The following is a 20,570-nucleotide window of genomic DNA, read 5'->3' as shown; positions in this document are numbered from 1 at the left end:
ACGGTAAAGACGCGATGTCAGAACGAAGACTGCCGCAGCGACTTCGGTACCTTGTAGCGTTCGCCGTCGTAGCGCAGCGTCACCGAATTGAAACGCGCGGGCAGCGCCTTCTCGACGCAGCCCTGGTCCTCGGATGCCTGCGCGCGGCTTTGCACGACGGTGCGCGACAGCATCAGGTCGGCATAGCCGTTGCTCGCGGCCTTGCCCACCGACAGCATGGTGCGCAGCTTCTCGAAATGCCCGGCGCAGGCCGAGGCATCCCATTCGCCGCTCTCGCGGTCGAGCTCGATCTCCTGCAGCACCTGGCGCAGCTTCGAGCCCTGCTGCACGTAGAGGCGCAGCGTCTCGCTCGCGGCGCTGGCGGCGCCGATGTCGCGGTAGCGCACGCGCAGGCCGAAGGCGCGGGTGTCGCTCGCGAGCACGTAGCGCGAGGTGTCGATGCGCACGTCCTGGATCAGGTTGTGGCGGTCCTCGTCGAGCGCCTCGGCCTGGAAGAGCCGGCCGATGACGGTGTCGCGCTCGGTGTTGCCGTTGTCGGGGCGCTGGATCAGCAGCACCTCGAGGTCGTAGACCTTGGCGCCGTTGTCGCTGGTCTCGCGCGGCATCGGCAGCACGACGATGCTGCGGCCCGGATAGGCCGGCCAGGGCTTGCAGGCGGCAAGCCGCTCGTCGAGCGGCCGGTGCGGATGCAGCTTGGCGTGCATGCGCTCGGCCAGTCCGCTCTCGCAGGCCGCATGGCCCGCGCCGGCCGCGAGCAGGCCGGCGAGCAGGAGGGCGAGGTGGCGCAGCGGGCGCATGGAACGAGGCGGCCGTTCAGGCCGTGGTCGCCTGCGGGCGGTCGGGGAGCAGGTCGGCAGGCCGCAGCCCCAGCCAGCGCGCGGCCGCGGCCTGGAGCACCGCGGCATCGCCGCTGCTGCGCAGCGCCACCCAGCCTTCGCCGTGGGCCGCGGCATCTTCGCGCAGCAGCCCCGCCGTACCGAGCAGCCGCCGCGTCTGCAGCGCCACCGGCACGCCGGAATCGAGGAAACGGACGGCGGAGGGTGCCAGCCGCCGCAGCCGGTCCTGCAGCAGCGGATAGTGGGTGCAGCCGAGCACCACGGTGTCGGTCTCGCCGGCGTCGCCGCCGAAGGGGCCGGCCAGCGCCATGTAGTGGGCGCAGAGCTGGTCGATGGCGAGCTCGTCGAGCCGCTCGATCGCCGCCACCAGCCCGTCGCAGGGCACCGAGCGGATGCGCTCGGGATGGGAAAAGGTATGGCGCAGCGCCGCGTACTTGGCGCTCGCCAGCGTGCCGCGCGTGGCCAGCACCGACACGTGGCCGGTGGCGCTGCCCGCCACCGCGGGCTTGATCGCGGGCTCGAGGCCGACGATCGGCAGCTCGGGGTTCTCGGCGCGCAGCACGTGGATCGCGGCCGTGGTGGCGGTGTTGCAGGCCACCACCAGCGCCTTGATGCCGTGCTCGCGCACCAGCGTCTGGACCACGCGCCGCGAATGCTCGGTCACGTAGGCGTCGCCGCGCTCGCCGTAGGGCGCATGCGCGGTGTCGGCGAAGTAGACGAAGCGCTCGCGCGGCAGCTCGGCGCGCAGCGCGCCCAGCACGCTCAGCCCGCCCACGCCGCTGTCGAACACGCCGACGGGCCAAATGGAAGCGGACGGCTGCGGACGCGCGGCGAGGCTCAAGCGGGTTCCAGCGTGATGGTCTTGAATTCGCCGCTGGCGATGCGCTTCTGCCACTCGGCCGGGCCGGTGATGTGCGCGCTGGTGCCGCCCGCATCGACCGCCACCGTCACCGGCATGTCGACCACGTCGAATTCGTAGATGGCTTCCATGCCCAGGTCCTCGAAGCCCACCACCTTGGCGGTCTTGATCGCCTTGCTCACGAGGTAGGCGGCGCCGCCCACGGCCATCAGGTAGGCGCTCTTGTGCTTCTTGATCGCCTCGATCGCGACCGGGCCGCGCTCGGCCTTGCCGATCATCGCGATCAGGCCGGTCTGGGCCAGCATCATCTCGGTGAAGCCGTCCATGCGCGTGGCGGTGGTCGGGCCGGCCGGGCCCACGGCCTCGCCCTTCACCGGGTCGACCGGGCCCACGTAGTAGATGACGCGGTTGGTGAAGTCCACCGGCAGCTTCTCGCCCTTGGCCAGCATGTCCTGGATGCGCTTGTGCGCGGCGTCGCGGCCGGTGAGCATCTTGCCGTTGAGCAGCAGCGTGTCGCCGGGCTTCCAGCTCGCGACTTCGGCGGGCGTGAGCTTGTCGAGGTCGACGCGCTTGCTCTTCTTCTCGTCGGGTGCCCAGTCGATCTTGGGCCACAGGTCGAGCGAGGGCGCCTCGAGGTAGACCGGGCCGCTGCCGTCCATCACGAAGTGCGCATGGCGCGTGGCTGCGCAGTTCGGGATCATCGCCACCGGCTTGCTGGCCGCGTGCGTCGGGTACATCTTGATCTTGACGTCGAGCACGGTCGCGAGGCCGCCCAGGCCCTGCGCGCCGATGCCCAGGGCGTTGACCTTCTCGAACAGCTCGAGGCGCAGGGCCTCGACCTTGGTGAGCTCTTCCTTGCCTTCCTTGGCGAGTTGGGCCTTGGCCTGCAGCTCGTGCATGTCGAGGTCGTCCATCAGGCTTTCCTTGGCCAGCAGCGCGGCCTTCTCGGCCGTGCCGCCGATGCCGATGCCCAGCATGCCCGGCGGGCACCAGCCGGCGCCCATGGTCGGCACGGTCTTGAGCACCCAGTCGACCACGCTGTCGCCGGGGTTCAGCATCACCAGCTTGCTCTTGTTCTCGCTGCCGCCGCCCTTGGCGGCCACCGTGACCTCGACTTTGTCGCCGGGCACGATCTCGGTGAAGATCACCGCGGGCGTGTTGTCCTTGGTGTTCTTGCGGTCGAACTGCGGATCGGCCACGACCGAGGCGCGCAGCGTGTTGTCGGGGTGGTTGTAGCCGCGGCGCACGCCTTCGTTGATGGCGTCGTCGAGGCTGCCGGTGAAACCGCCCCAGCGCACGTCCATGCCCACCTTGAGGAACACGTTGACGATGCCGGTGTCCTGGCAGATCGGGCGCTGGCCGGTCGCGCTCATCTTGCTGTTGGTGAGGATCTGCGCCATCGCGTCCTTGGCGGCGGGGCTCTGCTCGCGCTCGTAGGCCTTGGCCAGGTGGGCGATGTAGTCGGCGGGGTGGTAGTAGCTGATGTACTGCAGCGCGGCGCTGATCGATTCGATCAGGTCGGCCTGCTGGATCGTGGTCGTCATGGTGGGGGAGCTTTTTTAGGGTGTGGAAACGCCCCCCGATTATCTCAGCGCCGGGTTTCGCCGGCTGGGGCGCTCACAAGGTGTGAAGAAACCGTAGCGAGCGCCCCGAGGTCGCGCCGAGGACCGGAGCCGTACTTTGTACGGTGAGGACCGCAGGTGCGAGATCGGGGCGCGCAGTAGGTTTATTCACACCTTGTCAGGCGGGCCCCGCCGCGCGCATGCCCGCCGCCAGGAACGGGATCATCTCGCGCAGTGCCTTGTCGAATTCGCGGCCATTGCTCGCGCCGTCGGAGATCACTTCGAGCCGGCCGGTGTCGGCCAGCACGTACTGGTAGGTGCCCAGCACGAAGATGAAGCGCCAGGCCACCTGTTCCTGCGAGAGCCCGGGCAGGCTGCGCGCGAAGGCGCGCACGAAGCGACGCGAGGAGTCGTCGTAGAGTGAGCTGCGCAGCTTGCTGCCGAAGCGCGTGCCGTCGAGTTGCAGATGGGCCTGCATGCGCAGGAAGTTGCGGCCCCGCGCGCCGCTGAGCGCGAGCGCCACGGCCGGCGTCAGGAAGATCTCGATCAGGCGCTCGAGCCCGATGGGACCGCCGTCCTGCAGCGCCTCTTCGGCATCGAGCAGCCGCATGCGCTCGTCCACCAGCGGCTGGCCGCCGCGCATGTAGGCCTCGAGGAAGAGGGCGTCCTTCGACTTGAAGAAGTAATGAATCATCCCCTGGTTGACCTTGGCCAGGTCGGCCACCGCGCGCAGCGAGCAGCCCTCGAATCCGTGCTCCGCGAACAGCCGCTCGGCCGCGCGCAGGATGGCTTCGCGGCCATCGGTCTTGCGAGGTGTTCGAGGGGCCTTGGGCGCGGGCGTTTCGGCCGTGGAGGCTTTGGGAGTGGCGGGCATCGGGGATCGCGATCGCGCGGGCTGCGGGGGAGGGGACCGATGGTAACTGGCCTTGCCGAGGGTCCGATTCCGCGGCTATTATTAGTCGATCGACTAACTAATAAGCCAGGCGGATGAACCGCCGGTGGAGACCCGATGACCCTGTTCACCCTCTTGCGCGGCGCTGCCGCCGCCTTGTCCCTGGCCGTGCTCGCCGCCGCGCCGGCCTGGTCCCAGTACCCCGAGCGCAGCGTTCGCCTGGTCGTGCCTTACCCCGCGGGCGGCGGCACCGACAACATCGCCCGCCTGCTCGCGGACAAGCTCTCGCAGCGCCTGGGCCAGCCCTTCGTGGTCGACAACCGGGGCGGCGCCAACGGCAACATCGGCGCCGACGCGGTGGCCAAGGCCCGGCCCGACGGCTACACGCTGCTGCTCGCGGGCCTGGGCCCGCTGGCCGTGAACCCGGGGCTGTACGCACGCATGCCCTACGACCCGGCACGTGCGTTCGCGCCCGTCGTGCAGGTCTCGTCGGCGCCGCTGGTGCTGGTGGCGGGCCCGGGCGCCCCCGCGGGCGACCTGCGCCAGCTGATCGCCTTCGCGCGCCAGCATCCGGGCCAACTGACCCTGGCCAACGCCGGCGAGGGCTCGCCGCACCACATCTGCGCCGGGCTGTTCGCCCGCGAGGCCGGTGCCAGCGTGACCCATGTGCCGTACAAGGGCGCCGCCCCCGCCATCACCGACCTGCTGGGCGGCAGCGTGCAGGCGCTGTGCGACAACGTGGGCACGATCCGGCCCTTCATCGAGTCGCGCAAGGTGCGGCCGCTGGCCGTTTCCACCCGCGCCCGCACCAGCCTGCTGCCCGAGGTGCCCACCTTCGCCGAGGCCGGCCTGCCGGGCATCGACTTCTCCCTGTGGTTCATGCTGGTGGCGCCGGCCGGCACGCCCGCCGACGTGGTAGCGCGCCTCAATCGCGAGGCGAACGCGATCCTCGCGCAGCCCGAGGTGGCCGCGAAGTTCCGCGAGTTCGCCAACGAGCCCGTGGGCGGCACGGTGGAGGCGGCCGCCGCGCACCTGAGGACCGAAACGCAGCGCTGGCCCGGACTGGTGAAGTCCATCGGCCTGGCGCAGCAGTGAGGCGGGGGCATCCATGCAGTTGATCGACCTGTCCGTCGCCATCGAGAACGACCTGCCGGTGGACCGCCCGGGCAACGGGCCGCGCATCCGCTACCAGCACCACCGCGAAACCTTCGCGGCCCTGGCCGGGCCCTTCGCCGGCCTGCGGCCCGAGGACCTGCCCGATGGCGAGGCCTGGGCGGTGGAGCGCATCGACCTGTCCACCCACAACGGCACCCACATGGACGCGCCGTGGCACTACGCCTCGACCATGGACGGCGGCCGGCCCGCCGCCACCATCGACGAGGTGCCGCTGGACTGGTGCCATCGCCCCGGCGTGAAGCTGGACCTGCGCCACCTGCCGCACGGCCACGTCGCCACGGTCGATGACCTGGGCGCGGAGCTGAAGCGCATCGGCCACGTGCTGCAGCCGCTGGACATCGTGCTGGTGAACACGGCCGCCGCCGCGCGCTACGGCCAACCCGACTACCTCGACAGCGGCTGCGGCCTGGGCCGCGAAGCCACGCTCTGGCTGACGCAGCAGGGCGTGCGCGTGGTGGGCACCGACGCCTGGTCCTGGGACGCCCCTTTCTCGCACACCGCCCGGCGCTACGCCGCCACCGGAGACGCCTCCCTGATCTGGGAGGGGCACAAGGCCGGCCGCACCACGGGCTACTACCAGATGGAAAAACTGACCAACCTCGATCTCCTGCCCGCCAGCGGCTTCCACGTCATCTGCTTCCCCGTGAAGATCCACAAGGCCTCGGCCGGCTGGGTGCGGGCCGTGGCGGTGCTGCCATGAGCGGTGCACCGGACGACACCTTGCTGGGTACCTGGTACCTGCGCGAGGCCTATGCCGTGGACCCCCGTGGCCAACGTCTGTTCGACGTCTACGGCGCCCGGCCCTCGGGCGTCATCCACTACGGCGCCGATGGCCGGATGACGGCGCTCATCACGCACGACGGCCGCGCGCGCCTTTCGGGCTCGGACCGGCAGGACGCCACCGACGCCGAGAGCGCAGCGGCGTATCGCTCGTCGATCGGCTATGCCGGGCGCTACGTCTGCGAGGGCGACTGGATCGTGCACCACGTCGACATCTCGAGCTACCCGAACTGGGTCGGGACCCGCCTGCGCCGCGAGGTGCGGCTGGCCGGCGACACGGTCGAACTGCGCACCGCGCCGCAGCCGCAGGCGGGTGTCGAGACCGTCCTGAAGCTGGTCTGGCAGCGCGCCCCCATCGGGCTGGATGCCATGCCCGAACCCCTTCGAACACCCACCCCATCGGCCACGCCATGACCAAGCCTTCCCGAAAAGTCATCATCACCTGCGCCGTGACCGGCGCCATCCACACGCCCACCATGTCGGACGCGCTGCCCTACCGACCCGAGGACATCGCCCGGTAGGCCATCGAGGCGGCCGAGGCCGGCGCCGCGGTGCTGCACCTGCATGCGCGGCATCCGGAGACGGGCGCGGTCTCCATCGAGCCGGAACGCTTCCAGGCCTTCCTGCCCGCCATCCGGGCCGCGACCGGCGCGGTGGTCAACCTGTCGACCGGCGGCAGCCTCAACCACACGGTGGCCGAACGCATCGCGCCGGCGCTGCGCTTCTCGCCGGAGATGTGCTCGCTCAACATGGGGAGCATGAACTTCTCCATGCATCCGCTCGCGCAGCGCTACAAGGAATGGAAGTTCGACTGGGAGGAGCCCTACCTGCGCGAGTCCGACGGCTACATCTTCCGCAACACCTTCCGCGACATCGGCATGGCGGCCCGTGCGCTGGCAACGCACGGCATCAAGTTCGAGCACGAGTGCTACGACGTGGGCCAGCTCTACAACCTGAAGTTCTGCATGGACAGCGGCCTGTTCGAGGCGCCGGTCTTCATCCAGTTCGTGCTCGGCATCCTCGGCGGCATCGGCGCGGACCTCGAGAACCTGGTCTTCATGAAGCGCACCGCCGACAAGCTCTTCGGCACCGGCTACCAATGGTCGGTGCTGGGCGCGGGCGCGAGCCAGATGCAGCTGGCCGTGGCCGCCGCGACACTGGGCGGCCACGTGCGGGTGGGCCTGGAGGATTCGCTGCAGATCGCGCGCGGCGAGCTGGCGACGTCGAACGCGCAGCAGGTCGCGAAGGTGCGCCGCCTGCTGGAGGAACTGGGCTACGAGATCGCCACGCCCGACGAGGCGCGCGCCATGCTGGCGCTCAAGGGCGCGGACCGGGTCGCTTTCTGATCCCGGCCGCGGCCGACGCTTACTGCGCCGCGGCGCGTGCCTGCGCGATCCAGCCGTCGAACAGCGATTGGTGCGCGCGGATCCAGCCGTCGGCATGCCGCTCCACGTCCTGCTGGCTGTTGGCGCCTTCGCTCATGCGCAGGTTCTGCGCGTTGATGTCGCCGATCGGCACGTTCATGACCTCGAACAGCTTCGCCGCGGCCGGGTTCTTCTCGGCGAATTCGCGGTTGGCGACGATGCGTTCCTGGTTGGCGAGGAAGCCGTAGTTCTTGCCGTTCGGCTGGCGCGTGTCCAGGTTCTCGCCACCCTGCGAGGCCGAGAACGGCACCTGCAGCCACACCACGTCGGCGCCTGGGCGCAGCACGGCGCTGACCCAGTAGGGCGTCCAGGTGTAGTAGAGGATCGGCTTGTCCTGCTTGAAGCGCGCGATGGTGTCGGCCATCAGCGCGGCATAGCTGCCCTGGCGGTGCGTCACGGTGTCGCGCAGGCCGTAGGCGCCCAGGTGGTTCTCGATCGCGAGCTCGCAGCCCCAGCCGGGGTTGCAGCCCGTGAGGTCGGCCTTGCCGTCGCCGTCGGTGTCGAACAGCTTCGCGATCGCCGGCTCCTTGAGCTGCGCGATGTTGGTGATGTGGTACTGCTCGGCGGTCTTGCGGTCGATCAGGTAGCCCTGCACCGCGCCGTCGGCGTACACGCCCTGGCGCCACAGCTTCGCGTCGCCGCCGCTGTTCTTGTAGAAGTCGGCGTGCAGCAGGCTCCAGTGGTTGGCCATGAAGGTGGCGTCGCCGTTGGCGATCGCCAGGTGCTCGGTCGCGGGCTCCAGGTCCTTCATCGGCTCGACCGTGTAGCCGAGCTTCTCGAGCGCGCGCATCACGAGCAAGGTCTGGAAGGCCTCTTCGGCCAGCGAACTCTTGAGCGGCTTGACGACGATGCCCTGGCCGGGCAGGTCGGTGGCGGCGTGCGCCGGCAGGGTGAAGGTCGTCGCGGCCGCGAAGGCCAGGGCCAGCAGGCCGAGGCTGCGTGCGAAGGGATTCATCGATGTCTTCATGCGTCGTGTTCCTCCTGTACTTCAGCGGGCCTGGGTCGAGAGCGTAGGCACGGCTTCTTCCGTGCCGCGCGATGCGGACGGCGCCAGCGCGCGCTGCAGCGTGCGCAGCGCCAGGCCCACGGGCCCGCCATGCCACCAGCGCTGGCCGCCGCGGCGCGGCCGGCCCATGGCCTGCGTCAGCCGGTCGAGCGAGATCGCGAGCAGCACGATGCCCAGGCCACCCACCGTGGCCAGGCCCATGTCGAGCCGGCCGATGCCGCGCAGCACCATCTGGCCCAGGCCGCCCACGGCGATCATCGAGGCAATCACCACCATCGACAGCGACAGCATCAGCGCCTGGTTGATGCCGGCCATGATCGAGGGCATGGCCAGCGGCAGCTTCACCTTCACCAGCATCTGCCAGGGCGAGGCGCCGTAGGCGCGCGCGGCCTCGATCAGGTCGGGTCGCACCTGGCGCAGGCCCAGGTTGGTCAGGCGCACCAGCGGCGCCAGCGCGAACACGATGGTCACGATCACGCCCGGCACGTTGCCGATGCCGAACAGCATCACCACCGGCACCAGGTAGACGAAGGCCGGCGTGGTCTGCATCGCGTCGAGCACCGGGCGCATCACGCGCTGGGCCCGGTCGCTGCTGGCCAGCAGCACGCCCAGCGGCAGGCCGATCACCATGCAGAACACCAGCGAGGTCAGCACCAGCGACAGCGTGACCATGGCCTCGGGCCAGATGCCCAGCATCGCGACCAGCAGCAGCGCGACGGTGCTGCCGATGGCCAGCGCGCGGCCCGCGAACTGCCAGGCCAGCAGGCCGATCAGCGCGATCATCGCGAGCGTCGGCAACCCGGTCAGCAGGCTCTGCACCGAGTTCAGGGTGCTGTCGATCGGCAGCCGCACGGTCTGGAAGAAGGGGCGGAAATGCTCGACCACCCAGCCCAGGCCCTGGTTGATCCAGGACTCGACCGGCAGCGAGCCGTCCCAGAGGCGGTGCAGTTGGAAGCCGGCGGCATCGGCCTGGCCGGCGAGCTGGTGCGCGGCGTCGGACGGCACGGGCGCGTCGAGCCAGGCGCTGGTGGCCGCGGGATCGGGCGCGGCCGACAGGGCTTCCCAGGGATCGAGCGCGACGGGCGCCGGCGCGGGCTGTTGCGCCAGCGCGGCGGCGGCATCGTTGGCGGTGGCGGTGGCGGTGGCGAGGTCGGAGGGCAGGGTGGTGTCGTTCATCTTCTCGGCGGTTCCTTCGAAATCGGGTTCAGGCCAGGACATGGGCCGGGGCAGCGCTCGCGGCGGGCGCGGGCGGCAGCGCGGGATCGATCGGCGGTGTGTCGCGGTCGAGGAACTTCAGCAGCGTGGTCTTGCTGATCGCGCCGCAGAAGCGGCCGTCGGCCGCCACCACCGGCACCGCGCAGGGCGCCTGGCCGACCTGGCCGATCAGTCCGGCCACGGGCGCGTCGGCCTCGATGGTGCCGAGGTCGGCGAGGAACGCATGGCGCAGGCCCAGCGGTCCCGAATGGCCGTCGAGCGCGGCGCGCAGCGTGTCGGCCGAGACCGTGCCGAGGTAGCGCCGGTCGGGGCTGGTCACGTAGGCGAAGTCGCGGTCCTGGTCCTCGAGCAGCTTGAGCGCCGCGCGGGCGCCGCGCTCGGGATGCTCGCAGACCACGGTCAGCGGCTTGCGCGCGATGTCGGCGGCCTTGAACACGGCCGCCGCGTCCACGCCGCGCACGAAGCTGCGCACGTAGTCGTTGGCCGGGCAGCGCAGGATCTCGTCGGGCGTGCCGACCTGGATCACCTGGCCGTCCTTCATGATCGCGATGCGGTCGCCGATGCGCATCGCCTCGTCGAGGTCGTGCGAGATGAAGACGATGGTGCGGCGCTGCTGCTGTTGCAGCCGCAGCAGCTCGGACTGCATCTCGGTGCGGATGATCGGGTCGAGCGCCGAGAAGGCCTCGTCCATCAGCAGGATCGAGGGATCGGAGGCCAGCGCGCGCGCCAGGCCCACGCGCTGCTGCATGCCGCCCGAGAGCTCGTCGGGATAGCTGTCGCCCCAGCCGGCCAGTCCCACCTGCGCGAGCGCGAGGTCGGCCTGCGCCAGGCGCTCCTTCTTGCCGGTGCCCGACAGCTCGAGCCCGAAGGCCGTGTTCTCGCGCACCGTCATGTGCGGCATCAGCGCGAAGGACTGGAACACCATGCTGATGTCCTTGCGGCGCAGCGCGCGCAGCCTGGCGTCGGAGTGTTCGTTGATGTCGGCGCCGTCGATCACGATGCGGCCCGCGGTCGGCTCGATCAGCCGGTTCAGCAGCCGCACCAGCGTCGACTTGCCCGAGCCCGAGAGGCCCATGATCACGAAGATCTCGCCGGCCTGGATCTCGAAGGTGGCATCGAACACGCCGATCGACTGGCCGGTCTTCGCGAGGATCTCCTTCTTCGACAGACCTTGGCGCACCAGCGCCAGCGCGTCCTCGGGTGCGTCGCCGAAGACCTTGAAGACGTGGTCGATGAGAATTCCTTTGGCCATATGCCGGGCTCCTTGTGCGAAGGTTGGACGGGTGCCGTTCCGCCTGGAAGCGGGACGGCAGCGGCCACGCCATCAGCCGATGGCTGCCGGAAGGCACTGAGGACGACGTGGCGACGAAACCAGTGCCCGCCGGATGCTTCGCTCGCGGGCAACGGGCCTGGTCGAGGGGCGCCGCCTGGAGAAGCGTGACGTGGCAGTGGGGCCGGAACTATCCGGCCGGTGTGCCGGGCTGGGCCCGGCGGGAGAACCTGCACCGCGACGGGATTCGAAGATCCGCGAGTAGTGCCGGTGGGAGCTGCAGCGTCATCCCGCAACGGGATTTGTAAATGACTTGCAGGTCCGCGAAAGACGATGATTATAACTTTTTGACATGAAGCATGTCAATCCGCCGCCTGCGAACAGCTGTAGTCTGGAACGCAATGGCCGCGTCAGATGAGAGCCATTCTTATCGGGCGATACTCGGGGCCGCGTCCGGCGAGCGGGCGCACCCCTTTTCAAGACTGCGGAGCTTTTCTCATGACGACTTCCCCCAAGACCCGTGCCGAGCGCGACACCTTCGGACCGATCGACGTGCCGGCCGACAAGCTGTGGGGCGCGCAAACGCAGCGCTCGCTGCAGAACTTCGACATCTCGGGCGAGCAGCAGCCGCGCGAGATCATCAAGGCCCTGGCCCAGGTCAAGCGCGCATCGGCCGTGGTCAACCACGCGCTGGGTCTGCAGGACGAGAAGAAGACCAATGCGATCGTCGCCGCGGCCGACGAGGTCATCGCCGGCAAGCACCCGGGTGAGTTCCCGCTGGTGGTCTGGCAGACCGGTTCGGGCACGCAGACCAACATGAACGTCAACGAGGTGCTGGCCAACCGCGCGAGCGAACTGCTGGGCGGCGAGCGCGGCGAGGGCCGCCTGGTGCATCCCAACGACGACGTGAACCGCAGCCAGTCGAGCAACGACGTGTTCCCGACCGCGATGCACGTGGCGGCCGTCGAGGCCATCACGCACAAGCTGCTGCCGGCCATCGCCAAGCTGCGCGGCACGCTCGAGCAGAAGTCGAAGGACTTCGCCGACATCGTGAAGATCGGCCGCACCCACCTGCAGGACGCCACGCCGCTCACCTTGGGCCAGGAGTTCTCGGGTTACGTGGCGCAACTCGCGCATGGCGAGGCGCACGTGCGCGCCGCGCTGCCGCACCTGAGCGAACTGGCGCTGGGCGGCACGGCCGTGGGCACCGGCCTCAACGCACCCAAGGGCTATGCCGAACAGGTGGCGGCCGAGCTCGCGAAGCTCACCGGCCTGCCGTTCGTGACCGCGCCGAGCAAGTTCGAGGCGATGGCCAGCGTCGATGCGCTGGTGCATGCCCACGGCGCGCTCAAGACCCTGGCCGCCAGCATGAACAAGATCGCCAACGACGTGCGCTGGCTCGCGAGCGGCCCGCGCAGCGGCATCGGCGAACTCAGCATTCCCGAGAACGAACCGGGCTCGTCGATCATGCCGGGCAAGGTCAACCCGACCCAGAGCGAGGCCGTCACGATGCTGGCCGCGCAGGTGTTCGGCAACGACGTCGCCATCAACATCGGCGGCGCCTCGGGCAACTTCGAGCTCAACGTGTTCCGCCCGATGGTGGCCCACAACTTCCTGCAGAGCGTGCGCCTGCTGGCCGACGGCATGGTGAGCTTCAACGACCACTGCGCCGTGGGCATCGAGCCGAACCGCGAGCGCATCACCGAGCTGGTGCAGCGTTCGCTGATGCTGGTGACCGCGCTCAACACGCACATCGGCTACGACAAGTCGGCCTACATCGCGAAGAAGGCGCACAAGGAAGGCACCAGCCTGCGCGAGGCCGCGATCGCCTCGGGCCACCTCACGGCCGAGCAGTTCGACCAGTGGGTGGTGCCCGAGAACATGACCGGCCGCTGAGTCGAGCCTGCCCCATGCAAAAAGGACCCGCGAGGGTCCTTTTTTCGTTGGGCGACGGGTGGGTTCAGTACCCGATCGTGTAGCGCTGGCGCGAGTGCGCCGGCTTCTCGAGCTCGTCGATGAAGGCGATCGCGTAGTCCTCGAACGTGATCCAGCTGCGGCCCTCGGCGCTGACCAGCAGGTCGTTCTGGCCGAGGCGGAACTTGCCGGTGCGTTCGCCTTCGACGAATTCGGCCGAGGGCGAGAGGAAGGTCCAGTCGAGTTCCTTCTCGGCGCGCAGCGCCTCGAGGAACACGCCGCCGGCCGAAGCCTCGGCCTTGTAGGCCTCGGGGAAGTTCGGCGTCTCGATGACCTTGAGGCCCGGTGCCGCGAACAGGCTGCCGGCGCCGCCGACCACCAGCAGGCGCTTCACGCCCGCGCGCCTGGCGGGTTCGATGATGGCCGCGGGCGGCACGGTCGCGAAATGGGCGGCGCTGAACACGGCGTCGTGGCCGGCCAGGGCCTTCTCGAGCGCGGCGCCGTCGAGCACGTCGAGGTCGACGGCCTTGACGTTGGCGCGGTCGGAAAGCTTGGCGCTGGCATGGCGCGCGATGGCCGTGACCGTGTGGCCGCGGCGCAGTGCTTCTTCGAGGAGGCGGCCGCCGGCGCGACCGGTGGCGCCGATGATGGCGATGTGGCTCATGGAGGACTCCTTGGAACGAACGATGGGAAGAGGGCGATGAGGCTCATCTTAGGTTTCTCATTTCGAAAGAAATACCTCGAAATTCGCGCTTATTTATTCCTAAAATCGTTCGAATGGACCGTCTCAACGCAATGCGCGTCTTCGTGACCGTGGTCGACGCGGGCAGCCTCTCGGCCGCCGCCGACAAGCTCGACATGTCGCGCCCCGTGGTCACGCGCTACATCGCCGAGCTCGAGCAATGGACCGGCGCGCGGCTGCTGCATCGCACCACCCGGCGTCTGAGCCTCACGGCCGCGGGCGAGGAACTGCTGCCGCGCTGCCGCCAGGTGCTGGAGCTCGCGGGCGACATGCAGGCCGCGGTGCGCCATCCGGCCGAGGCGCCGCGCGGGCAGTTGCGCATCACCACCGGCACCTCGTTCGCGCAGGCGCAACTGGCCGACGCGATCGCCGACTACGTGCGGCTCTATCCGGGCGTGATGGTCGACCTGGTGCTGCTCGACCGCACCGTGAACCTGGTCGACGAGCGCATCGACCTCGCGATCCGCACCGCGGCCGAGATCGATCCCAACCTGATCGCGCGCCGGCTCACGGACTGCCGCTCGGTGGTCTGCGCCTCGCCGGCCTACCTGGCCGAGCACGGCACGCCGCAGCGCGTGGACGAACTCGCGCAGCGCAACTGCCTCACGCATTCCTACTTCGGCCACAGCCTCTGGAGCTTCACGCGCAAGAGCGACGGCGCGCCGGTGTCGGTGGCCGTGGACGGCAACGTGTCGGCCAACGATGCGGCCAGCCTGATGTGCCTGGCGCGCGCGGGCGCGGGCATCGCGATGCTGCCGACCTACCTGACGGCGCAGCTCGTGCACGGCGGGGAGCTGGTGCCGCTGTTCCCCGATTTCGAGCCGCAGGTGGTGGGCATGTACGCGGTCTACACCTCGCGCAAGCACATGCCGGCCACCTTGCGCACCATGCTCGATTTCCTGGCGCAGCGCTTCACCGAAGTGCCGGCCTGGGACCTGCCGCTGGCGGCCTGAACGACGCTCAGTGGTCGGCCGGGGGATGCGCCATCAGCCGGTCGGTGAAGGCGATGGCCATGGCCGAGAGCAGGAAGGCGACGTGGATCACCGTCTGCGCGATCAGCACCTTGTCGGTGTAGTTGTCGGCGTTGATGAAGGTCTTGAGCAGGTGGATCGAGCTGATGCCGATGATGGCGGTGGCCAGCTTGACCTTGAGCACCGAGGCGTTCACGTGGCTCAGCCACTCGGGCTGGTCGCGGTGGCCTTCGAGGTCCATGCGGCTCACGAAGGTCTCGTAGCCGCCCACGATCACCATGATCAGCAGGTTCGAGATCATCACCACGTCGATCAGCGCCAGCACCACCAGCATGATCACCGTCTCGTTGAGCGCGGCCACCGGCGCGGTGGTCTTGTAGCCGATGCTGTTGATCAGCGCCTGCAGCGCGGTCTGGCTGCCGAACGCAGCCTCGACCAGGTGCAGCAGCTCGACCAGGAAATGCACCACGTAGACCGCCTGCGCCACGATCAGTCCCAGGTACAGCGGCAGCTGGAGCCAGCGGCTCGCGAAGATCAGCCGTGGCAGCGGGCGCAACGGAGAGGTGCGGGCATGAACGGGCATGTTCCGGGGATCGAAGGGGTCGGGGGAGGACATCGGGGAGGCGTGTGTGACGGGGAGCGCGGATTCTAGGGGTGTCCCGGTGACGCACTCGTGATAACCCCCCGCTCTAACATCGGGGGTCCGTCAGCAGCACGCCGGTTCGGCGTCAGTGGCCCGTAAGTGGTCGCGCCGACATTACGGCCGCAATTCATCCAGGAGACACGAGACATGAGCAGCGCATCGAAGAACATTGAATCCGTCCTGGTCGAGAACCGCGTGTTCCCGCCCGATGCCCGCGCCACGCAAGGCGCCCGCATTTCCGGCATGGCCGCCTACGAGGCCCTGTGCAAGGAAGCGGAACAGGACTTCGAAGGCTTCTGGAGCCGCCAGGCCACCACCCACCTGCAGTGGACCAAGCCCTTCAGCAGGATCCTCGACGAATCGAACGCGCCGTTCTACCAATGGTTCGGCGACGGCGAACTCAACGCCAGCGCCAACTGCCTCGATCGCCATATCGGCACCCCGGTGGAGAACAAGACCGCCATCGTCTTCGAAGCCGATGACGGCACCGTCACGAAGGTCACCTACAAGGAACTGCTCGCGCGCGTGAGCCAGTTCGCCAATGCGCTCAAGGCGCAGGGCATCAAGAAGGGCGACCGCGTCATCGTCTACATGCCGATGACGGTCGAGGGCGTGATCGCGATGCAGGCCTGCGCGCGCATCGGCGCCACCCACAGCGTGGTGTTCGGCGGCTTCTCGGCCAAGGCGCTGCAGGAACGCATCATCGACGCCGGCGCGGTCGCGGTCATCACCGCCAACTTCCAGCTGCGCGGCGGCAAGGAGCTGCCGCTCAAGGCCATCGTCGACGACGGCATCGCGCTCGGCGGCTGCGAGTCGATCAAGACCGTGTTCGTGTTCGAGCGCACGGCCTCGGCCTGGCACCGCGTCGAGGGCCGCGACAAGACCTTCGCCGAGGCGCTGGCCGGCCAGAGCACCGAGTGCGCGCCCGAGCCGGTGAATGCCGAGCATCCGCTGTTCATCCTCTACACCTCGGGCTCCACCGGCAAGCCCAAGGGCGTGCAGCACGCCACCGGCGGCTACCTGCTGTGGGCCAAGATGACGATGGACTGGACCTTCGACATCCGCCCCGAGGACGTGTTCTGGTGCACCGCCGACATCGGCTGGATCACGGGCCATACCTACGTCGCCTACGGCCCGCTCGCGGCCGGCGCCACGCAGGTGGTGTTCGAGGGCATCCCCACCTTCCCGCACGCGGGGCGCTTCTGGCAGATGATCGAGAAGCACAAGGTCAGCGTGTTCTACACCGCGCCGACCGCGATCCGCTCGCTGATCAAGGCGGCCGAGGGCGACGAGAAGGTGCATCCGAAGAACTGGGACCTCACGAGCCTGCGCATCCTCGGCTCGGTGGGCGAGCCGATCAATCCCGAGGCGTGGATGTGGTACCACCGGAACATCGGCGGCGAGCGCTGCCCGATCGTCGACACCTTCTGGCAGACCGAGACCGGCGGCCACGTGATCACGCCGCTGCCGGGCGCCACGCCGCTGGTGCCGGGCTCGTGCACCTTGCCGCTGCCGGGCATCATGGCCGCGATCGTGGACGAGACCGGCAAGGACCTGCCCAACGGCGCGGGCGGCATGCTGGTGATCAAGCGGCCCTGGCCCTCGATGATCCGCACCATCTGGAACGACCCCGAGCGCTTCAAGAAGAGCTACTTCCCCGAGGAGATGGGCGGCACGATCTATCTGGCGGGCGACGGCGCCGTGCGCAGCGCGGACCGCGGCTACTTCCGCATCACGGGCCGCATCGACGATGTGCTCAATGTGTCGGGCCATCGCCTGGGCACGATGGAGATCGAATCGGCGCTGGTGTCCAAGACCGACCTCGTGGCCGAGGCCGCGGTGGTGGGGCGCCCCGACGACCTGACGGGCGAGGCGATCTGCGCCTTCGTGGTGCTCAAGCGCGCGCGGCCGACCGGCGAGGAGGCCAAGCAGATCGCCACCGAGTTGCGCAACTGGGTGGCCAAGGAGATCGGTCCGATCGCCAAGCCCAAGGACATCCGCTTCGGCGACAACCTGCCCAAGACGCGCAGCGGCAAGATCATGCGGCGGCTGCTGCGCAGCATCGCCAAGGGCGAGGCGATCACGCAGGACACGTCGACGCTCGAGAACCCGGCGATCCTCGATCAGTTGTCGCAGACGAACTGAGCGACGCGGCATTCCTGCTGTAGGACAGGGGCGTCTGTGCCGGGCCGAGGGCCGGGCAGGCCCCTTCGCTGAGGTAAAACCGCTGGCACCACCGCGCGCCTCGAAGCGCACGGGTTCCCAACGTGTTCGATCTTTCCGAAGGAGGCCCCCATGGGCGTGAGATCCGCTTTCCTGTTCGTCATCGTGCTGCTGATCGCGGCGCTGGCCGCGCTCAACTGGGGCACGCTGTCCACGCCCACCGATGTGTGGCTGGGCTTCATGACCGTCTCGGCGCCGCTTGGCCTGATCATGCTGGGGCTCACCGTGGTGCTGGCGGCCTTCTTCCTGGTCTACGTGCTGTACCTGCACAGTTCGGTGCTGCTCGACACCAAGCGCCATACCAAGGAGATGCAGGTGCAGCGCGACCTGGCCGACAAGGCCGAGGCCTCGCGCTTCACCGAACTGCGCAACTTCCTGCAGGCGCAGGAGAACCAGCACATGGCGCAGAACGCCGATCGCCAGACGGCCCTGCTGGCGCGCATCGACCAGCTCGAGGCCGCGGTGCGGCTGCGTTCGGACCAGTCCGACAACACGCTGGCCGCGCACATCGGCCAGCTCGAGGACCGCATCGAGCGCCGGCCTTCGCTGCCCGTGGAACTCGATCCGCGGGTCTGAGGACCGGCTTTACTTCGTCGACAGGATCCAGGCCGCGAGCTTCTTCGCGTCGGCTTCGCTGACCTGGTTGTTGGCCGGCATCGGCACCGGGCCCCAGACGCCCGAACCGCCCTTGATGATCTTGCCGGCCAGCATGTCGGCCGCGCCCGCGTTGTCCTTGTATTTGGCCGCCACGTCCTTGAACGAGGGGCCGAGCACCTTGCGCTCGACCGCATGACAGCTCATGCAGTTCTTCGAGGTGGCCAGCGCCAGGTCGGCGAAGGCGGGGGCTGCCAGGCCGAGGGCCAGGGTCGCGAACAGCAGGGCTCTTTTCATGGGGATCGGATTCTCTGTTTATGTAAGGGCTGAGTTACATTCGACGGCTCAACGCGATGATTGTAGGGAGCACCGACCACCGGCGTGCGACCGCATCGCGCGACACGACCCGAAGGGATTCGCGATGTGGTTTCTGGTGCTCGGCATCCTGGGCGTGGCCCTCAAATACTTCGAAGTCGGCCCGGTCGCCACCTGGAGCTGGTGGATCGTGCTGATTCCCTTCGCGCTCGCCATGGCCTGGTGGGCCTGGGCCGATGCCTCGGGCTACACCAAGCGCAAGGTGGTCGAGCGCGAGGATGCGCGCCGCCAGGCGCGCATCGACCGGCAGAAGACCAACATGGGCCTGAAGACCGGCAGCGGATCGCGCCCACGCCGCTGACTCCTCTGCGCTGACGGGCCCGCCGTGGTCCGCATGTGAAACTCTTCCGGCGCGCCGCATGCATCGCGGCGCTTCACCCGGGAGGATCGAAATGACCACACGCATGCCGTCGAGCGGGCTCGCGCCCGTGCTGCGGATCGCCATGGGCTTGCTGATCGTGCTGGCCATGGGCGCGGCCGGCTGGCTGCATCGCTCGCCATGGATCGTGCTGCTGGCGACGCCGCTGTTCACCGTGCTCTATGCGCTCGGCAAGTGGAATGCCTGGACCTTGGCCTGGCGGCTCGGCGGCGCGAAACGGATCGCGCTGTCGGCGCTCGTGACGCTGCCGATCCAGGCGGTGCTCGCGGGCGTGTTCTACCTGCTCGAGCTGGGCCTGAGCATGCTGCTGGCGCCGGCCGCGACTATCGCCGCGTTCTCGGGCGCCGACGTGCAGTGGGCCGCGGCGCTGTTCGTGCTGGCGGTCGTGGTGAGCGCGGCGATCATCCGGCTCGAGGCCGCGGCGCCCGAGCCCGTGGCTGCCACGCCATCGCCCGTATCACCCGCAGCGGAGACCGAGCCCGAACTCGACATCGACCCGACGCCGCTGAATCACGACACCTTCTTCGATTCCCCTGGCTACTGGCGCAAGAACGCCGCGCGCGAAGCGCTCGCGCAGCGCGGCACGCCGGTCGAGAAGCCGCCGTTCGCGGCCAGCGAGGCCATGATCGCGGCCACCGAAGCGCGGCTCGGTTTTCGCCTGCCCGACACGCTGCGCGAGCTCTATGGCCGGATGAACGGCGGCTACGTGGGCTGGCTCTACGTGCCGCTCAAGCGCGATGCCGGCCCGTTCTACGACGACTGGCGCGGCGCTTTCTCCATCGACTATTCGAGCCTCGCGCCGCTGGCCGAGCTGCGCACCGTCGCCGAGCACTACGAAGACTTCACGCACGAGCCCGAGGACGTGCCGGCTGGCGCCGACAAGCTGGTGGTGCTGCAGGCCCGCTATGGCGACATGACCCTGCTCGACTACACGCGCGGGCCGCAGGCGCGGGTGCTGATCGCGGACTTCGACCGCCAGCCCGGCGTGGAGCCGGTCGACATCGCCTTCGAGAACTTCGACGATTTCCTCGCGGCGCTGCGGCGCGTGCGCCCGGAGCGCGGCGTGGCGCGAACGGTCGCGCGCGACCTGGGCCCGACGCTGGGCGAGGCACCGGAGCAATGGCGTGCCTCGATGTTCTGGGGCGAGGCGCAGCCTCATTTCTTCTACCTCAACGCTGCGCAGCGCAAGGACGGTTCCGAGCCGCAACTGACGGCCGACGATGCGCTGGTCGCGCAGACCGAGGCGCGGCTGGGCCTGCGGCTGCCGGGCGCGCTCGTGGCGCTGTGGCGCGTGAAGAACGGCGGCGGCGTCTCGTGCCGCTGGGTCGACATCGCCGACGGCGAGGCCCAGCCGTACAGCGAAGCCCTGCGCTACCTGATGCCGATGGAATACCTCGCGACGCTGGCCGAGCTGTCGGACCGCATCGTGTTCCCGCCGGGCGAAACGCCGTGGAAGCAAGGCTTCGACGCGCCGCAGCGCCTCGTGGTGCTCGAGGCCGACCACGGCAGGGTGGTCATGCTCGACTACCGCGACAGCACCGCGAAGGCCCCGGCCGTGCTGGTCGTGGACGACCTGGACCGCGGTCCGCCGCGCGAAGTGCTGCGTTTCGAGAGCTTCGACGACCTGTTGCCGCGCCTGCGCCCTAAGTCCATCGGCTACGAGGACGTGGCGAAACCGTGGCAGCCACCGGCCGCCACGGCCTGAACGC

Annotated in this window: 19 protein-coding genes and 1 pseudogene; 10 read left to right on the top strand and 10 right to left on the bottom strand. The window is 69.2% G+C overall.

Annotation, left to right across the window (positions count from 1 at the left end; all coding sequences use genetic code 11):
* Positions 1–17: 17 nt before the first annotated feature.
* From AC07RM_RS16275 to AC07RM_RS16260, 4 genes are all read right to left on the bottom strand, one after another.
* Positions 18–797, bottom strand: a complete 780-nt coding sequence (locus tag AC07RM_RS16275) for a PA3715 family protein (RefSeq protein ID WP_495335191.1) — start codon at positions 795–797, stop codon at positions 18–20.
* 16 nt (positions 798–813) lie between these two features.
* Positions 814–1,677 (bottom strand): glutamate racemase, encoded by an 864-nt coding sequence (gene murI / locus AC07RM_RS16270; protein ID WP_495335190.1) that lies wholly within the window; start codon positions 1,675–1,677, stop codon positions 814–816.
* The gene (locus AC07RM_RS16265; protein WP_203201291.1) at positions 1,674–3,239 is read right to left on the bottom strand and encodes a fumarate hydratase; all 1,566 of its coding nucleotides are present in this window, start codon (positions 3,237–3,239) and stop codon (positions 1,674–1,676) included. The genes murI and AC07RM_RS16265 overlap by 4 nt, the downstream gene beginning before the upstream one ends.
* Positions 3,240–3,435: 196 nt before the next feature.
* Positions 3,436–4,131, bottom strand: coding sequence for a TetR/AcrR family transcriptional regulator (locus tag AC07RM_RS16260; protein WP_495335189.1), 696 nt, complete (start codon positions 4,129–4,131; stop codon positions 3,436–3,438).
* Between the two features lie 135 nt (positions 4,132–4,266).
* Here AC07RM_RS16260 and AC07RM_RS16255 point away from each other — a divergent pair, with 135 nt between their 5' ends.
* The 4 genes and pseudogenes from AC07RM_RS16255 (at position 4,267) to kce (ending at position 7,451) form a co-directional block, all read left to right on the top strand.
* Complete coding sequence (locus AC07RM_RS16255) at positions 4,267–5,244, top strand: Bug family tripartite tricarboxylate transporter substrate binding protein (protein WP_495335188.1); 978 nt, start codon at positions 4,267–4,269, stop codon at positions 5,242–5,244.
* 13 nt (positions 5,245–5,257) lie between these two features.
* Positions 5,258–6,025: a cyclase family protein gene (locus AC07RM_RS16250; protein ID WP_495335187.1), complete on the top strand. Its 768-nt coding sequence runs from the start codon at positions 5,258–5,260 to the stop codon at positions 6,023–6,025.
* Positions 6,022–6,519 carry a lipocalin-like domain-containing protein gene (locus AC07RM_RS16245; RefSeq protein WP_495335186.1) on the top strand — a complete coding sequence of 166 codons (498 nt, stop codon included), beginning with the start codon at positions 6,022–6,024 and terminating at the stop codon, positions 6,517–6,519. The genes AC07RM_RS16250 and AC07RM_RS16245 overlap by 4 nt, the downstream gene beginning before the upstream one ends.
* Positions 6,516–7,451 (top strand): annotated as a pseudogene (kce, locus tag AC07RM_RS16240) (3,5-dioxohexanoate:acetyl-CoA acetone transferase). Before AC07RM_RS16245 ends, kce begins: the two are co-directional and overlap by 4 nt.
* A gap of 19 nt (positions 7,452–7,470) precedes the next feature.
* Here kce and proX read toward each other — a convergent pair.
* The 3 genes from proX to proV are packed head-to-tail and all read right to left on the bottom strand — an operon-like array spanning position 7,471 to position 11,002.
* Complete coding sequence (proX, locus tag AC07RM_RS16235; RefSeq protein ID WP_495335185.1) at positions 7,471–8,496, bottom strand: glycine betaine/L-proline ABC transporter substrate-binding protein ProX; 1,026 nt, start codon at positions 8,494–8,496, stop codon at positions 7,471–7,473.
* A 21-nt stretch (positions 8,497–8,517) separates the two neighbouring features.
* Positions 8,518–9,711 carry a glycine betaine/L-proline ABC transporter permease ProW gene (proW, locus tag AC07RM_RS16230; RefSeq protein ID WP_495335184.1) on the bottom strand — a complete coding sequence of 398 codons (1,194 nt, stop codon included), beginning with the start codon at positions 9,709–9,711 and terminating at the stop codon, positions 8,518–8,520.
* A gap of 28 nt (positions 9,712–9,739) precedes the next feature.
* Positions 9,740–11,002 (bottom strand): glycine betaine/L-proline ABC transporter ATP-binding protein ProV, encoded by a 1,263-nt coding sequence (gene proV, locus AC07RM_RS16225; RefSeq protein ID WP_208511360.1) that lies wholly within the window; start codon positions 11,000–11,002, stop codon positions 9,740–9,742.
* A 516-nt stretch (positions 11,003–11,518) separates the two neighbouring features.
* On the opposite strand from proV, the gene fumC reads away from it, so the two are divergent.
* Positions 11,519–12,916 (top strand): class II fumarate hydratase, encoded by a 1,398-nt coding sequence (gene fumC / locus AC07RM_RS16220; protein WP_495335183.1) that lies wholly within the window; start codon positions 11,519–11,521, stop codon positions 12,914–12,916.
* 64 nt (positions 12,917–12,980) lie between these two features.
* Here fumC and AC07RM_RS16215 read toward each other — a convergent pair whose 3' ends face one another.
* Positions 12,981–13,598: an NAD(P)-dependent oxidoreductase gene (locus AC07RM_RS16215; RefSeq protein WP_495335182.1), complete on the bottom strand. Its 618-nt coding sequence runs from the start codon at positions 13,596–13,598 to the stop codon at positions 12,981–12,983.
* A gap of 113 nt (positions 13,599–13,711) precedes the next feature.
* Here AC07RM_RS16215 and AC07RM_RS16210 point away from each other — a divergent pair, with 113 nt between their 5' ends.
* Positions 13,712–14,629, top strand: a complete 918-nt coding sequence (locus AC07RM_RS16210) for a LysR family transcriptional regulator (protein WP_495335181.1) — start codon at positions 13,712–13,714, stop codon at positions 14,627–14,629.
* 7 nt (positions 14,630–14,636) lie between these two features.
* On the opposite strand, the gene AC07RM_RS16205 is transcribed toward AC07RM_RS16210, so the two are convergent.
* The gene (locus AC07RM_RS16205) at positions 14,637–15,263 is read right to left on the bottom strand and encodes a YqhA family protein (protein WP_093344195.1); all 627 of its coding nucleotides are present in this window, start codon (positions 15,261–15,263) and stop codon (positions 14,637–14,639) included.
* A 174-nt stretch (positions 15,264–15,437) separates the two neighbouring features.
* Here AC07RM_RS16205 and acs point away from each other — a divergent pair, with 174 nt between their 5' ends.
* Positions 15,438–17,435, top strand: coding sequence for an acetate--CoA ligase (gene acs, locus AC07RM_RS16200; RefSeq protein WP_495335180.1), 1,998 nt, complete (start codon positions 15,438–15,440; stop codon positions 17,433–17,435).
* Between the two features lie 150 nt (positions 17,436–17,585).
* A complete protein-coding gene (locus tag AC07RM_RS16195) occupies positions 17,586–18,089 on the top strand; it encodes a LapA family protein (RefSeq protein ID WP_208513145.1) in 504 nt (167 codons plus the stop codon).
* 9 nt (positions 18,090–18,098) lie between these two features.
* Here AC07RM_RS16195 and AC07RM_RS16190 read toward each other — a convergent pair whose 3' ends face one another.
* A complete protein-coding gene (locus AC07RM_RS16190) occupies positions 18,099–18,404 on the bottom strand; it encodes a c-type cytochrome (RefSeq protein ID WP_057594543.1) in 306 nt (101 codons plus the stop codon).
* A 124-nt stretch (positions 18,405–18,528) separates the two neighbouring features.
* Between AC07RM_RS16190 and AC07RM_RS16185 the strand changes: the two genes are divergently transcribed.
* Both AC07RM_RS16185 and AC07RM_RS16180 read left to right on the top strand, forming a co-directional pair.
* Positions 18,529–18,783, top strand: coding sequence for a TIGR04438 family Trp-rich protein (locus tag AC07RM_RS16185; protein WP_093342394.1), 255 nt, complete (start codon positions 18,529–18,531; stop codon positions 18,781–18,783).
* 91 nt (positions 18,784–18,874) lie between these two features.
* Positions 18,875–20,566, top strand: a complete 1,692-nt coding sequence (locus AC07RM_RS16180) for an SMI1/KNR4 family protein (protein ID WP_495335179.1) — start codon at positions 18,875–18,877, stop codon at positions 20,564–20,566.
* Positions 20,567–20,570 lie beyond the last annotated feature (4 nt).

The organism is Variovorax sp. GW821-FHT09B05 (assembly GCF_059418265.1).
This window is presented reverse-complemented; position numbering and strand designations above follow the sequence as displayed.